The organism is Arthrobacter alpinus, from assembly GCF_001445575.1.
Taxonomy (GTDB): domain Bacteria; phylum Actinomycetota; class Actinomycetes; order Actinomycetales; family Micrococcaceae; genus Specibacter; species Specibacter alpinus_C.
In genome coordinates this window covers 1,746,026-1,760,886 of the sequence record NZ_CP013200.1, presented here as the reverse complement: position 1 = coordinate 1,760,886, position 14,861 = coordinate 1,746,026, and the positions used below count along the sequence as shown (strand labels likewise).

9 protein-coding genes, 1 tRNA gene and 1 pseudogene are annotated in these 14,861 nt (G+C 61.2%); 2 read left to right on the top strand and 9 right to left on the bottom strand.

What is annotated here, in order from left to right; all coding sequences use genetic code 11:
• Window positions 1–61: 61 nt before the first annotated feature.
• The 9 genes and pseudogenes from prmC to AS189_RS07700 form a co-directional block, all read right to left on the bottom strand.
• Window positions 62–1,093: a peptide chain release factor N(5)-glutamine methyltransferase gene (prmC, locus tag AS189_RS07740; protein WP_082634154.1), complete on the bottom strand. Its 1,032-nt coding sequence runs from the start codon at window positions 1,091–1,093 to the stop codon at window positions 62–64.
• On the bottom strand, window positions 1,077–2,150 hold the full coding sequence (gene prfA / locus AS189_RS07735) for a peptide chain release factor 1 (RefSeq protein WP_062287138.1): 1,074 nt from the start codon (window positions 2,148–2,150) through the stop codon (window positions 1,077–1,079). Before prfA ends, prmC begins: the two co-directional genes overlap by 17 nt.
• A 119-nt stretch (window positions 2,151–2,269) precedes the next feature.
• Window positions 2,270–4,621, bottom strand: coding sequence for a transcription termination factor Rho (gene rho / locus AS189_RS07730; RefSeq protein WP_062287136.1), 2,352 nt, complete (start codon window positions 4,619–4,621; stop codon window positions 2,270–2,272).
• A gap of 332 nt (window positions 4,622–4,953) precedes the next feature.
• Window positions 4,954–5,921 (bottom strand): annotated as a pseudogene (thrB, locus tag AS189_RS07725) (homoserine kinase).
• Between the two features lie 27 nt (window positions 5,922–5,948).
• Window positions 5,949–7,052: a threonine synthase gene (gene thrC, locus AS189_RS07720; RefSeq protein WP_062287134.1), complete on the bottom strand. Its 1,104-nt coding sequence runs from the start codon at window positions 7,050–7,052 to the stop codon at window positions 5,949–5,951.
• Window positions 7,052–8,350 carry a homoserine dehydrogenase gene (locus tag AS189_RS07715; protein WP_062293219.1) on the bottom strand — a complete coding sequence of 433 codons (1,299 nt, stop codon included), beginning with the start codon at window positions 8,348–8,350 and terminating at the stop codon, window positions 7,052–7,054. The genes thrC and AS189_RS07715 overlap by 1 nt, the downstream gene beginning before the upstream one ends.
• A 47-nt stretch (window positions 8,351–8,397) precedes the next feature.
• A complete protein-coding gene (lysA, locus tag AS189_RS07710) occupies window positions 8,398–9,846 on the bottom strand; it encodes a diaminopimelate decarboxylase (RefSeq protein WP_062287132.1) in 1,449 nt (482 codons plus the stop codon).
• 3 nt (window positions 9,847–9,849) lie between these two features.
• Window positions 9,850–11,502 carry an arginine--tRNA ligase gene (gene argS, locus AS189_RS07705; protein ID WP_062287129.1) on the bottom strand — a complete coding sequence of 551 codons (1,653 nt, stop codon included), beginning with the start codon at window positions 11,500–11,502 and terminating at the stop codon, window positions 9,850–9,852.
• 197 nt (window positions 11,503–11,699) lie between these two features.
• The gene (locus AS189_RS07700; RefSeq protein ID WP_062287127.1) at window positions 11,700–12,980 is read right to left on the bottom strand and encodes a CynX/NimT family MFS transporter; all 1,281 of its coding nucleotides are present in this window, start codon (window positions 12,978–12,980) and stop codon (window positions 11,700–11,702) included.
• Between the two features lie 119 nt (window positions 12,981–13,099).
• Here AS189_RS07700 and AS189_RS07695 point away from each other — a divergent pair.
• Window positions 13,100–13,172: transfer RNA gene (locus AS189_RS07695), tRNA-Arg, on the top strand.
• A 238-nt stretch (window positions 13,173–13,410) separates the two neighbouring features.
• The gene (locus tag AS189_RS07690; protein WP_062287126.1) at window positions 13,411–14,838 is read left to right on the top strand and encodes a glycoside hydrolase family 1 protein; all 1,428 of its coding nucleotides are present in this window, start codon (window positions 13,411–13,413) and stop codon (window positions 14,836–14,838) included.
• Window positions 14,839–14,861 lie beyond the last annotated feature (23 nt).

Here is a 14,861-nt window from a genome sequence, read left to right as displayed (position 1 = left end):
ATCACGGCGCCCACTTACGTGGAACGCATCCCATCAAACACGAATTTTCAGCGCAACATCACTAGCGCCGCAAGCCGCTGGTAGCCCTGTCCCGCCCTGAAAGATCAACGTGCGTACGCACCTTGTCCCAGTGCCCGCTGATGTTGAAGAGTTCTGCCATCGCACCAGCCTGCACCTCGGCATGCTCCATGACAAAGAAGCCTCCGGGGCGCAGTAGCCGCGCCGCCGTGGCTTCGGCAGCGGTAGGCATTTCCATGCCGTCCGCTCCCCCACCATAAAGCGCCATGTGGGGATCGTGCAGCCGAACTTCAAGGTCACGCGGGATGGCAGCTGCCGGAATATAAGGAGGGTTAGAAACCACAACATCCACCGTGCCGTTGAGCTCCGCGAAGGCATCGCGCATATCCCCGTGCACCAAGTTAACCCCGGTATCGGCCAGGTTCTTCGCCGCCCAAGGGAAGGCCTCATCGCTGAGTTCAACCGCATAGACAGTACAGCCGGCAACTTCAGTGGCCATGGAACCAGCAATGGCGCCCGAGCCAGTACCCAGGTCCACGGCAACGAGCTCCGCACCCTCTACACGTTCATGGCGCAACTGTGTTAATACGTCAATGCCCAGCTGAACCACGGTTTCAGTCTCCGGGCGTGGGACAAAAACACCCTTGCCAACGGCCAGTTCCAGGTACCGGAAATAGGCTACGCCTGTGATGTGCTGCAGTGGTTCACGCGCAGCACGCCGTGCTACCAGCTCGCCGTAGGCAGGAGGTGCTACAGCTGTGCCAAATAACATTGCTGCCAATTCTCCTCGGCCTACACCGAGGAGATGGGCGGCCAAGAGCTGGGCATCCACCGCGGGGGTGGGTACACCAGCTGCTGCAAGAACCGCCGTGGCATCCCTAACAGCGTCAGCCAGCAAGCCAGCGGCAGGATCAGGGAGGGCCGAATTTGGGCCCACGCGCCCGAGGGCCCCAGAGGCTGACGCGCCAGCGGCAGGATCAGGGAGGGCGTGAATGGGGCCACGCACGCCAGGTTCCGAGGAAATCGCGCCAGCGATTTCATCGGCCGGCGAGTGGGGATTAGTCGCCAATGGCATCCAACCGTGCCTGCTCGTCCATTTCAATGGCCGACTGTACTACCGGTTCCAAGTCACCGTTCATGACCGAGTCAAGGTTGTACGCCTTGTATCCGGTGCGGTGATCGGCAATGCGGTTTTCCGGGTAGTTGTAGGTCCGGATGCGTTCTGAGCGGTCCATGGTGCGGATCTGGGACTTGCGAACGGCCGAGTTCTCAGCGTCGATAATGGCTTGCTGGTGCGCCAGAATACGGGCACGGAGCACGCGCATACCGGCTTCACGGTTCTGCAGCTGCGACTTCTCGTTCTGCATGGCCACCACAATGCCGGTGGGAAGGTGGGTAATACGCACGGCGGAGTCAGTAGTGTTCACGGACTGACCACCCGGGCCGGAGGAACGGTACACATCGATCTTGAGATCGTTTTGGTTGATGTCCACTTCTTCGGGCTCATCCACTTCTGGTAGTACCAGCACACCAGCAGCGGAGGTGTGAATACGTCCCTGGGATTCCGTCGCCGGCACGCGCTGCACACGGTGCACGCCACCTTCAAATTTCAGGCGAGCGTAAACGCCTTCTGCGGGATCGTTGGAGCGGCCCTTGACGGCGATGGAAATATCCTTGTAGCCGCCCAAATCAGAGGATGTGGCGGAGATGATTTCCGTCTTCCAGCCGCGCTGATCGGCGTAGCGGGTGTACATGCGCACCAGGTCAGCGGCAAACAAGGCGGCCTCGTCTCCACCTTCACCGGCCTTGACCTCCAAGATCACATCGCGGCCATCGTCAGGATCACGCGGGATCAACAGGCGGCGCAGCTTCTCCTGGGCAGCAGCCAGCTGCTCCTCGAGCACGGGAACCTCGGCGGCAAATTCAGCATCCTCGGACGCCATTTCGCGGGCAGCCTCAAGATCGTCACCGATCGATTCCACCTGGTGGTACCCCTCAACCACGTTGCTCAACTCGGCATACCGGCGGCCCAATTTGCGTGCCAGCGACTGGTCGGCGTGCACTTCAGGCTCGCTCAGGCGCATCTGCAGCTCGGCATGCTCATCAAGCAAACCGTGGATGGATTCAAACATGTGAAAACCTCTCTCGACGTGAGTCAAGTCTAATAACTAAATTCGCCACAACGGGCAGGAGCAATAACGCCAAGAGGCGGGCCCGCACAGTGATGTACGGTCCCGCCTCTTTCGCTTAGCTACTTGTCTTGTTCGGCCTTGGAACCCAGAGTGGTCTTCTGGATCTGCATGAGGAACTCAACGTTGGACTGCGTTTCACGCAGCTTGGAGGTCAGCAGTTCAAGCGACTGCTGCATTTCCAAACCGGAGAGCACGCGGCGCAGGCGCCACATGATCTTGACTTCCTCAGGGGAAAGCAAGTTCTCTTCGCGACGGGTGCCGGAGCCATTGACATCAACGGCCGGGAAGATGCGCTTGTCAGCCAGCTGGCGTGAGAGGCGCAGTTCCATGTTGCCGGTGCCCTTGAACTCTTCGAAGATGACCTCATCAGCCTTGGAACCGGTTTCCACCAGTGCCGTGGCCAAAATGGTCAGTGAGCCACCGTTTTCAATGTTGCGGGCTGCACCGAAGAAGCGCTTGGGCGGGTACAGTGCTGCGGAATCCACACCACCGGAGAGGATACGGCCTGAGGACGGCGCCGAGTTGTTGTACGCACGGCCCAAACGGGTCATGGAGTCCAACAGCACAACCACGTCCATGCCCATTTCCACGAGGCGCTTGGCGCGCTCGATGGAGAGCTCAGCAACTTGCGTGTGATCATCGGCGGGACGGTCGAACGTGGAAGCAATAACTTCACCCTTGACCGTGCGCTGCATGTCGGTGACTTCTTCGGGACGTTCGTCAACCAGCACCATCATGAGGTGAACTTCAGGGTTGTTGATGGTGATCGCATTGGCAATCGCCTGCAGGATCAGTGTCTTACCGGCCTTGGGCGGGGACACGATCAGGCCACGCTGGCCCTTACCGATCGGGGCCACCAGGTCAATAACACGGGGGCCGATCTTCTTCGGATCGGTCTCCAGGCGCAGACGCTCTGACGGGTACAGCGGTACCAGCTTGGCGAACTCCACACGGTTCTTGAGCTCATCCGGGTTTTTGCCATTGACACTGGTGACGCGGACCAGAGCGTTAAACTTCTGGCGCGCGGTCTGGGCATTGCTGAGGTCTTCACCCTCGCGCGGTGCGCGGATGGCACCTACGACGGCGTCGCCCTTGCGCAGGTTGTACTTCTTCACCTGTGACAGGGAGACGTAGACATCGTTGGATCCGGGCAGGTAGCCGGAGGTACGCACAAAAGCGTAGTTTTCCAAGATATCCAGGATGCCAGCTACGGGCAGCAGGACATCGTCTTCGGTCAATTCGGTGTCATCGAAGTCCGGACCGGCGTTGCGGCCGCGGCGGCGTTCGTTACGGTCACGGAAACGGTCGTTGCGATCGTTGCGGCTGTTGTTATTGCTGTTGTTGGAGCTGCGATCATTGCGATCGTTACGCTCATTGGAGTCGTTGGAGTTGCGATCCCGGCGGTTGCGACGGTTGCGGTTGTTACGCGATCCGTCTTCATCGTCATTAGCGTTGTTGTTGGAGCTGTTGTTGCTGCTTGCTCCCGCGGCGGCGGTGCCGCTGTTGTTACGCTCCGAACCAGCCCGGTCATTGCCGTTCCGGTCGTTGCTGTTCCGGTCAGTGCTATTCCGGTCGTTGCCACTGCGCTGGGTGCGCTGGTTGTTGTTGCGCTGATTGCGAGCGTTGCGCTCACCGTTCTCGGTACCCTCACCCTGAGCCGAATCCGCCTCGGTGGATTCAGCGCTCTCGGCGACGAAGTTTTCAGCGGCTACGGCGCCGTCAGTATTGTTCTCCTGCTGGCGTGCACCACCTTGTGAACGGCGGTTGCGAGTGCGGGAAGGGCGACGGTTTTCGCCGTCGTTCTCGCTGGCCTCGGGGGCAGTTGCAGTTGTAGATGGCGCATCAACGCTGGCAGAGTCAACTGCGGCAGTGCCTTCGGCGCCAACGCCGGACTGAGCGCCGGAGTCTGTGGTGATGACACCGTCGCTACTTGTTGCGCGGCGGCTGCGGCCACGGCCACGGGCCGGACGCTCAGGAGCCTCGGTGTCGGGCGTATTCGGTGCAACATCCGCGTTGGCTGCGGGAGCATCGTTGAGCTCTTCGGCGCCAGCCTTGGCAGCGGAACCGCGCCTGGTGGTGCGAGCTGAAGCGGTGCGAGTTGAGGTCGAACGAACCGAAGAATCGGCCTTCTCGGCGGTACCGTTCGCTGCCACTGCCGACTCGTCAGCGCCGGCCTTGGAGCTGGAGCGAACCGGGCGGTCAGCTACGGAAGAACCGCGCTGGTGAGCTGAAATGGCCTCGACAAGATCGCCCTTGCGCATCCTGGAACCACCGGTGATGCCCAGCTGTCCAGCCAATGCCTGCAACTGGGCGAGCTTCAGCCCGGCCAGACCTGCGGATTTGGCGGGAGCGCCAGTGGTATTTGATTCAGCAGACTTGGGAGCAGCGGCTGAAGTTACGGTTTCGGTCACGAAGGATCCTTCCCCCTCGATGGCGGGCCCAATAGTTGGGGCCGCGATGATTAGTGTCGAGTTGCCCTCGTGCCGCCGCACTGGCTGGCAAAGGGACATACTCGAGGTTCCATTCCCGTTGGCAAAAAACTGTTGCCAGGGAATGGTGTGATTCACCCTTTGAATCGGGTCTCAAGTGAGCGATCCCAGGACCAAACCGGCGGCTGCCATGCGTTGATCCAGCGGTCACTGCGCAAGAAAAGCGCAGGCTGCAAAGGGGACATCATGGGTCAAATAAACGTTGTTCATTTCCGCGCTGGTCAGAGATCAACCACAAGGAAAGTGTCTATGAGCTATGGATGCACTTCCACTTTAGCACCCTCGAGGTCCACTTCGAGCCGTAAAACCCGCCAAGACACGCCGTCAGACGGGGTTTTTTTCGCGGTTTCACCCATATCGCTGATAGTCGCAACGATGGCGTCAGCTTCGGCGCCACCATTGGCTAGCACCATGACCGTGGGGCCAGCCCCAGAAATGAATGCTGCGTGCCCGGCCTGGCGCAGCTGCGCAACCAACGCGGCACTGGCGGGCATGGCCTCGGCCCGGTAATCCTGGTGCAGATAATCCCGGGTTCCAGCCAGTAAAAGTGAGGGATCGTTACTGAGGGCGTGGATGAGTAATGCCGCCCGGCCAGAGTTAGCTGCCGCGTCAGCGTGCGGAACGGTGGCCGGCAGCATGCCGCGGGCCCGTTCGGTTTTGAGCTCCACATCGGGGATAGCCACAACGGGGACTACTAAGTTCGACGGCGTGAGCTTGGCACTGGAGTAATCCGCACCGTCCTGCCATGAAAGGGCCACCGCACCAAAGATGGCCGGGGCAACGTTATCCGGATGTCCTTCAAGTTCGGAAGCGAGCTGCAAAACCCAGGCCCTATCCTGCTGATCCTCCGGCGCCACCAGCGCATTGGCAGCCATGATGGCAGCCACAATCGCCGACGCCGAGGACCCCAAGCCACGGCCGTGCGGGAGCACATTGTTAGCGGTGACCCGCACTCCCCCACGGCTGTAGCCCAGGCGTGCCCAAGCAATATCGAGGGTCTTCACCACAAGGTGGCTGGCATCCCGAGGGAGCTCGGCCACCCCTTCACCGCTCAGCTCAAATTCCAGTTCCGGACCATCCAACGTGGTGATGGTCAAGGTGTCATAGAGCGAAACCGCCAAGCCAGCGAGTCAAAGCCGGGGCCAAGATTGGCGCTGGTGCCGGGAACCCGCACAGTGGCGGTGGTCCCGGAAAGCGGAGTTTTCAAGAGCGGGGATGTCATGGTGGACCCTGTCATGATGGTGTGCTGCTAGGCCGTCAGGCCAAGTGCATCGGCAACTGTGACCACGTCAAAAGCCACAGACTTAGGCTGTGCCGCGCTGCCGTCGGCGTTCTTCAGGGCCCAATCGGGGTCCTTCAGGCCATGGCCGGTAACGGTGATGACAAAGGTCTTGCCGGAGGGCACATCGCCAGCTGCATGCTTCTTGATGAGGCCAGCAACGCCTGCTGCGGAGCCGGGCTCCACAAAGACGCCTTCCTTGGCAGAGAGCCAGCGGTGGGCGGCGAGGATTTCCTCATCCGTGACAGCTTCGATGAGTCCGCCGGACTCATCGCGGGCAGCTATGGCCATGTCCCACGATGCCGGGTTGCCGATGCGGATGGCAGTGGCAATGGTGTCTGGTTCCAGAATGGGGTGACCGGCAACGAACGGCGCAGCACCGGCAGCCTGGAAGCCCCACATGATGGGAGTGTGTGTGGAGACAGCGGGCAAGGTACCGGCCGTTGCGGATTCGTACGGAGCCGCGTATTCACGGTAGCCGCGCCAGTACGCGCTGATGTTGCCGGCGTTACCCACAGGCAATACATGGTAGTCCGGGGCATCGCCCAGGGCGTCCACTACTTCAAAGGCGCCAGTTTTCTGGCCTTCAATGCGGGCGGGGTTGACCGAGTTCACCAAGAAGACCGGGTAGGACTCGGCCAGCTTGCGGGCCACATCCAGGCAGTTATCGAAGTTACCGTCCACCTGCAAGATGGTAGCGCCATGAGCCACGGCCTGGCTGAGCTTGCCCATGGAGATCTTGCCTTCAGGCACCAGCACTGCACAAGTCAATCCGGCAGCCTTGGCGTAGGCTGCTGCCGACGCCGAGGTGTTACCGGTCGAGGCGCAGACAACAGCCTTGGCACCAGCTGCAACAGCTGCCGTCATGGCCATGGTCATGCCACGGTCCTTGAAGGAACCGGTGGGGTTCATGCCCTCCACCTTCAGGTACACATTGGAACCCGTCAACGCCGAGAGGTGCTGCGCGTACACCAAGGGTGTGCCGCCTTCACCCAGGGTGATGACCTTGGTTTCTGCCGTTACCGGCAGGCGTTCTGCATATTCGCGGACAACTCCACGCCACTGATGAGCCATTAGACTCCCTCCACCCTCAAGACACTCGTAACCGAATTAATGATGTCAAGACCCTTGATGGCCTCAACAGTTGCCGCCAAGGCGGCCTCACTTGCGCGATGAGTAACAATGCGCAGTTCCGCAGTTGCCGGACCGCCGTTCTCATTCTCGTCGCGGTGCACCGTCTGCCGCATGGTCTCAATGGAGACCCCGTTCTCGGCAAACAAGGCAGCAATCTTGGACAGGACACCGGGCTGATCCGCGGCATCCATGCCAATGTAGTAACGGGTTGTCACTGCATCGATGGGCAGTACCGGCAGCACCTCAATGGTGGAATCGGTGCGGCCAGGGCCACCCAGAACCAAACGACGCGCAGCTGAGACAACGTCACCCATGACAGCTGATGCCGTGGGGGAACCGCCAGCGCCGCGGCCGTAGAACATGAGCTCTCCGGCGGACTCGGCTTCCACAAAGACAGCGTTGAACGCGCCGCGAACCGCACCCAAAGGGTGTTCGCGGGGAATCAAGGTGGGGTGCACGCGCACGCTCACGCCGCCGTCGAGCTTCTCGGCAATAGCCAAAAGCTTGATGACGTAGCCGGCATCCTTAGCTGCGGCAATGTCGCCCGCCGTGACGGAGGTGATGCCCTGGCAGTTCACATCTTCCAACGCAAAACGTGTGTGGAATGCCAGGGAAGCCAAAATGGCACCCTTGGCAGCAGCGTCGTGGCCCTCAATATCGGCGGTGGGATCTGCTTCGGCATAGCCCAGACGCGTGGCCTCGGCCAGTGCATCAGCAAATTCTGCGCCGGTGGAGTCCATGGCGTCGAGGATGAAGTTCGTGGTGCCGTTGACAATGCCCATGACGCGGGTGATCTTGTCCCCGGCCAGCGAATCCGTGATGGGTCGCAGGATGGGGATGGCACCGGCCACGGCCGCCTCGTAGGAGAGCTGGACACCGGCGGCGTCGGCCTTCTCGTACAGGGTGGGACCGTCCACTGCCAGCAGCGCCTTGTTGCCGGTGACAACGGTGGCCCCGTGCTCAATGGCTTCCAGAATCAGCGTGCGGGCCGGCTCAATGCCACCCATCAGCTCAATCACAATGTCGGCACCGCGCACCAGCGCGGACGCGTCGGTGGTGTAGAGCTCGCGGGGGGCCTGAACATCGCGCGGAGCATCAACGTTCCGCACCGCAATGCCTACCAGCTCCAGCCGGGCGCCTGTTCGGGCCGCCAGCGCATCTGCGTCTTCTAGCAAAATCCGGGCAACTTGCGAGCCCACATTTCCGGCGCCAAGGAGCGCCACTTTCAAGGTCTTGATGTTGGCGGACACGTTGGTGTCCACGGTGTTGCGCTCTGTCAAAGGTTCTAGGCCCCTAAATCGCGTGCCAGCAAATCGTCTTCGGTTTCTCCCCGCACAATCAAACGTGCAGTGCCGTTGGTAACAGCGACGACGGGCGGTCTGGGAACGTAGTTATAGTTGCTGGCTAGTGCCCAGCAGTACGCGCCCGTTCCGGGAACTGCAAGCAAATCTCCGGCCGCCACGTCATTGGGTAGATATACATCTCTAACAACAATGTCACCACTCTCGCAATGTTTGCCCACTACTCGGGACAAAGCCGGAGTCTGCTCCGAGCGCCGGCTAGCCAAAACTGCCGAATAATCCGCCTCATAAAGCACCGGACGGGCGTTATCGCTCATTCCGCCATCGACCGACACATAACGACGCGGAGCCGTCACATCCTCTTGGCCGGCCACCTCAACCTGCACGGTTTTGAGCGTGCCAGTCTCGTACAGGGTGAACGTGGTGCTGCCAACAATGGCACGGCCCGGCTCAATGGAGATCCTCGGCGGCGCCATCTGCAGTTCCGCACACGTCTCACGCACGACGGCGGCCATTGCCGCAGCCACTTCGGCAGCCGGACGCGGGGTATCCACCGCAGTGTAGGCAATGCCGTAGCCGCCACCCAAGTCCAGTTCCGGCAGGACGATGCCGTACTTGTTCTGGATGGTGTTAGTGAATGCCAACAGCTTGCGGGCGGCAATTTCAAAGCCTTCGGCTTCGAAGATCTGCGAGCCAATGTGCGCGTGGAAGCCCAAGAAGTTGATGCTTTCGGCTTCTACAGCCAGCTTTGCGGCGGCTTCGGCAGCGCTCATGCCGGGAGCTTCGGGATCCTCGGCAATAAAACTGAGCCCAAACTTCTGGTCCTCATGTGCCGTGGCAATGGATTCGTGAGTGTGCGCGTGCACGCCGGGGGTCAGGCGCAACATCACGTTGGCTTTTTCTCCGCGGGCCGCGGCAATCTCTGCCACGCGGGCCAGTTCGTGGAGGCTGTCCACCACAATGCGGCCCAGGCCCATGTCTAGTGCTCGGTTGATTTCCGCGGACGACTTATTGTTGCCGTGCAGGCCCAGGTTTGCGCCCTTGAGCCCTGCACGCTTGGCCACGGCCAATTCCCCTCCGGAGCAGGTATCCAGACGCAGTCCCTCGGAATCAACCCAGCGAGCTACTTCGGTGGACAAGAATGCCTTGCCGGCGTAGTAGACGTCCACGCCGCCGCAAATGTCAGCAAAAGCTACATCAAAGGCGTCTTTAAAGGTGCGGGCACGGGCACGGAAATCGTCCTCGCTCATGACAAACAGCGGGGTGCCGAACTGCTTTTTGAGCTCGCTCACGGGAATCCCGCTGATGGTGACTTCACCACTGTGGCCGCGTTCGACGTCGTGCGCCCACATGGCGGGCACCAACTCATTAACGTCACCGGCGGCAGGCAACCACTCCGGAGCCAGCTCGGCGCCAGCAATCGTGTTAACCATGCGTTACATCCGTTCCGGGGCGGAGACGCCCAGCAAAGCCAGGCCGTTGGCGAGAACCTGGCCCACGGCGTCGTTGAGCCAGAGGCGGGTGCGGTTCACGTCGGTGACGGGCTCCTCACCCATGGGGGTGACTCGGCAGGCATCGTACCAGCGGTGGTAGGCGCCGGCGATAACTTCCAGGTGGCGAGCCGCGCGGTGCGGTTCGCGGAAAGCGGCCGCCTGGGCAAGAACGCCCGGGTACTGGCCAAGTACGGCCAGCAGCTCGGACTCGGTGGCGTGGCTCAGTGTTGCGGCGTCGAAGGCGGTGCGTTCAACATTGGCGGCTGCGGCATTGCGGGCCACGGCGCAGGTGCGGGCGTGGGCGTACTGCACGTAGAACACCGGGTTCTCGTTGGACTTCTTGGTCAAAACATCCAGATCCACGTCAATGTTGGAGTCGGAGGAGAAGCGGGCCAGGGAGTAGCGGGCGGCGTCCGTGCCGACTACCTCCACGAGGTCTTCCATGGTGACCACGGTGCCGGCACGCTTGGACATGCGCACAGGCTTGCCGTCCTGCACCAGGTTCACCATCTGACCGATGAGGACCTCCACGCGGTTAGCGTCATCGCCTATGGCTGCCGCGGCGGCTTTCAGGCGGGCCACATAGCCGTGGTGATCGGCGCCGAGCATGTAGATGCACAGGTCGAAGCCGCGGTCACGCTTGTTCTTGAAGTAGGCGATGTCCCCGGCAATGTAGGCCGCGTTGCCGTCAGACTTGACCACAACGCGGTCCTTGTCATCACCGTAATCGGTGGAGTTCAGCCACCAGGCACCGTCCTTGAGGTACATGTTGCCGGAGCCCTTGAGCTGCTCGAGGAGCTTCTCAACGGCGCCGTCTTCAAAGAGGGAGTTCTCGTGGAAGTAAACGTCAAAGTCAACGCCGAACTCGTGCAGGGATTTGCGGATCGCCTCGAACATGAGCTCAACGCCCTGGGCGCGGAATTCTTCCTGTGGGTCGCTAGATTCCAGGATGCCGGGGTTGTTCGCCATGACCTCGGTGGCGATGTCCACGATGTAATCTCCACCGTAACCGTCTTCCGGTGCTGGCTCGCCCTTGGCGCTGGCCAGCAAGGAACGGGCAAACTTATCAATCTGGTTGCCGTGGTCATTGAAGTAGTACTCACGGGTGACGTCGGCACCCTGTGACAAGAAGATGCGGGCCAGGGAATCGCCCACGGCTGCCCAACGGGTACCACCCAAGTGGATGGGGCCGGTGGGGTTGGCTGAGACAAATTCCAGGTTGATCTTGGTGCCAGCCATGGCGGTGTTGGTACCGAAGGCAACACCTGCTTCGACAATGGCCTTGGCCAATTCTCCGGCAGCAGCGGCGTCAACGGTGATGTTCAAGAAGCCGGGGCCGGCGATATCGACCTTGGAAACGCCGGGAATTTCGCTCAAGCGAGTCTGCAAAATCTCGGCAATTTTGCGCGGCGGAACACCAGCGGGCTTGGCCAGCTGGAGCGCGATGTTGGTAGCCCAGTCGCCGTGCTCGCGGCTCTTAGGCCGCTCCACCTTGACTTCCGTGAGCAGGGCCTCCGCGGGAACGGCGAGTTCGCCGGCGTCGACGGCATCTTTTAGGCAAGTGGTAATGGCGGCAGAAAGTTCTTCAGGAGTCACACCCCTAAGTGTACGGTTCCAGCCGTTCCCTCCCCCAATCCGCGGCCATCACGCCCAGAATGTGGCAGATCCGGTGCGTTGCTGTCCGCCAAGCCGCGGCCGGGCGCCGCAGCCCTTCCATTTCGACTCCAGACATCATCGATCCGTGAGCTTAGGTGGTTTAGAAGCACCAAAACGACCTAAGCTCACGGATCGATTCAGGGCTGACGCATGGGCCTTGGCGCGAAATCGTCCTCGAGCATCCTGGGGCGGCAAATGACCCAGGCGCCTGCGCCCAGCAGCAACAAAGTGGCAAACAAGAAAATGAACGGTGCGGTCCATGAACCCGTCCACTGGTTCAGCAGTCCAAAGAACAGTGGCCCGGTGCAGGCCAGTGCGTAGCCCATTCCTTGGCTGAATCCGGAGAGTACTCCCGCGCCGATCTGCGTGCGTGTGCGGTGGTTGATCAGTAGCAGTGACAACGGGAACGTGCCAGGGCCCAGACCGGCAAGTGACACCCAGATCCAGGTTCCGCTGCCGGGCGAGAGCAGCAGCCCCAGGTAACCGGCCACGAAACACGCAAGCATCACCACAACTGCGGGGAACGGGTTGCGCATCTTGGCTGCGATCAGCGGGATGGTCAGGCTCAGGGGCAGACCTAGCGCCGCAAACAGGGCGAGCATGGAGCCAGCCTGTCCTCGATCGAGCCCCGCTCCCGTGAGAATTTCAGGCAACCAGGCAAACATGGAGTAGGTATTCAGGGACGTGCAGCCAAACATAAACATCAGCCCCCACGCAGTGGGTGAACGCCACAGGTTCATCTTTGGCGCGGGAGCTGCTGCTACTGGCGTTGGGACGAAACGAACCGTCTCTTCACTCTGAAGTACGACGGCGGGCGGTGCGTTAACAGCGTTGGTGAGGCCCGGCGTCGTGCGTGGGGACATGAGCGCCACCAGCCACGGAATCAAGGCGATGGTGCTGATCCCCGCCCAAGCGGCGAGGGAGACCTGCCAGTTGGTGGCGTCGGCGACGGGGACCGCAAGCTGCGCGGGCAGTGCGGTACCAATAGAGATGGACGTGACGTACAGTGCCGTCATCAGGCCGATCTTGGTGGGGAAATGTTTCTTGACCAGCGGCGGCAGCAGCACATTCCCTGCGCCGAGCCCGCCGAATGCCACTACCGAGAACAGCAGGAACAGCGGCGTATTGGGGGCCAGAACCCTGGCGACTTGACCCACGATTCCCACCACGATGGCCAGGACAATGAGTTTTTCCAGCGATACCCAACGGATCATGTACGGCGTCAGGAAGCCGAAAATAGCGAAGGCTGCGGTGGGGAGCATGCCGAGGATGCCGATGGTTGAGGTGCTCAGCGGGAGATCGACGTTGATGGTTGAGATCAGCGGCGGAACCACTGTCACGGCGGCGCGAAGTGTCAATGCGGTCAGGATGATGGCAGCGACGAAAAGCCATGCCTTGTGCTGTTTCTTCACGCTCACGAGTTCCCCATTGGCCCAACATTACCTGCCAACGCAGGGACCACGGACCTTGCGTTTACATCCGACGCCCTGCACCTGCTAAGCTCTTTCTCGTTCCCATTGGCAGCCACGGTTGCCACGCCTTCGTAGCTCAGGGGATAGAGCGTCGGTTTCCGGTACCGTAGGTCGGGGGTTCGAATCCCTCCGAGGGCACTTTCATATGGCACGATCAAAACTGCGACACGGTATACCGTGTCGCAGTTTTGTTTTCCCCCGCCACAGCGGCTAGCCCGCTAGAGGGTCAGCAGTGGGCGCGCGGAACGACGGCGGCCAGGCGGCTGAGTTTTCCCGGCACCACACGGCGAATGTGCTTTCCGGCAGCTCAGGAATCGTTGACTTCCCGCTAGCAATCGGGAAGGCTCAGGCCACAGATAGTCTCTGAAAGGCCGCCATGGACAAGCCCGAGTTCCCGCGTTTTCCCGCCGACTTTTTGTGGGGCGTTTCCACTGCTGCCTACCAAATAGAAGGGGGCGTTCGGGAAGGCGGCCGTGGCCCGTCAAGTTGGGACGCCTTCGTGGCTGAGCCCGGACGTGTCAGCAACGGCGACACCGGCGAGACGGCCTGCGACCACTACCACCGGTACCCCGAAGACATCGCCCTTATGAAGGAGCTCGGTGTTGACGCCTACCGTTTTAGCTTCTCCTGGTCCAGGGTGCAGCCCACCGGCAAAGGGGCGGTGAACGGCGTCGGACTTGGGTTTTACGACAAACTGGTGGACGGGCTGCTCGAGGCCGGAATTGCCCCGAGCCCCACCCTGTTCCATTGGGATACGCCCTTGGAACTGGAGCAGGCGGGCGGTTGGCTCAACCGGGACACGGCCGCGCGCTTTGCAGACTACGCCCAGATCCTCGGCGAGCATTTTGCGGACAGGATTCCGCGGTGGATCACCATTAACGAGCCGGTGGTTGTGACGATGCTTGGCTACGGCGCAGGCATTCACGCTCCGGGATTAGCACTCGGCTTTGACGCGCTCCCTGCCGCGCACCACCTGCTGCTGGCACACGGGCTTGGCGTTCAGGCGCTACGTTCTGCGGGGGCGAGTAATATTGGCATCGCCAACAACCATGCGCTGACGTGGCCAGCCAGCGACCGCGAGGACGATCTGCGGGCCGCCGGAATCTATGACAATCTGACGAACTGGATTTTCTCCGACCCCATCCTCACCGGCGCCTACCCCGAGTCCATGGCACCGTTCCTGCCGTCCACGCCCGACGGCGATCTGGCCATCATTTCCACGCCCATCGACTGGTATGGCGTCAATTCCTACAACCCCACCATGGTCGGCGCACCCATTCTTGGGGCACCCTCTTCAAGGACATCAGCTTCCGGGGCATCACCTGCCGAGGATGCCGCTCTCATCGACGGACACGCTTTGGATGCTTCTCTGCCGTTCGCCCTCCGCGAGATTACGGGCTACCCGCGCACCGACTTTGACTGGCCCATAGTTCCCGGGGCTTTCACCGAGCTGCTGTTGGGCTTCAAGGAGCGCTACGGGGATCAGCTGCCGCCCATTTACATCACCGAGAACGGTGCAGCCATCAATGACGGCCTGGATCACGAGGGCCGGGTGCGTGATACTCGCCGGATCGACTACACGGATACCCACCTGCGAGCGCTTCATGACGCCATGAGGGCCGGGGTGGATGTGCGGGGCTACTTCCATTGGTCACTCATGGATAACTTTGAGTGGGCTGCGGGGTTCTCTCAGCGTTTTGGGTTGGTTCACATTGACTATGAAACCCAGAAGCGAACGCCGAAGGATTCCTACTACTGGTATCAGGAGCTGATCCGGGCGAACAGCCTCCCGCACCCGCGCTGATGCAAACCGCGCTTATGCGAAAT

Bases quoted from the DNA above. Each gene is read 5' to 3' on its own strand.
- prmC (WP_082634154.1), bottom strand. From the start codon at position 1,093: ATGCCATTGGCGACTAATCCCCACTCGCCGGCCGATGAAATCGCTGGC.
- prfA (WP_062287138.1), bottom strand. From the start codon at position 2,150: ATGTTTGAATCCATCCACGGTTTGCTTGATGAGCATGCCGAGCTGCAG.
- thrC (WP_062287134.1), bottom strand. From the start codon at position 7,052: ATGGCTCATCAGTGGCGTGGAGTTGTCCGCGAATATGCAGAACGCCTG.
- lysA (WP_062287132.1), bottom strand. From the start codon at position 9,846: ATGGTTAACACGATTGCTGGCGCCGAGCTGGCTCCGGAGTGGTTGCCT.
- AS189_RS07690 (WP_062287126.1), top strand. From the start codon at position 13,411: ATGGACAAGCCCGAGTTCCCGCGTTTTCCCGCCGACTTTTTGTGGGGC.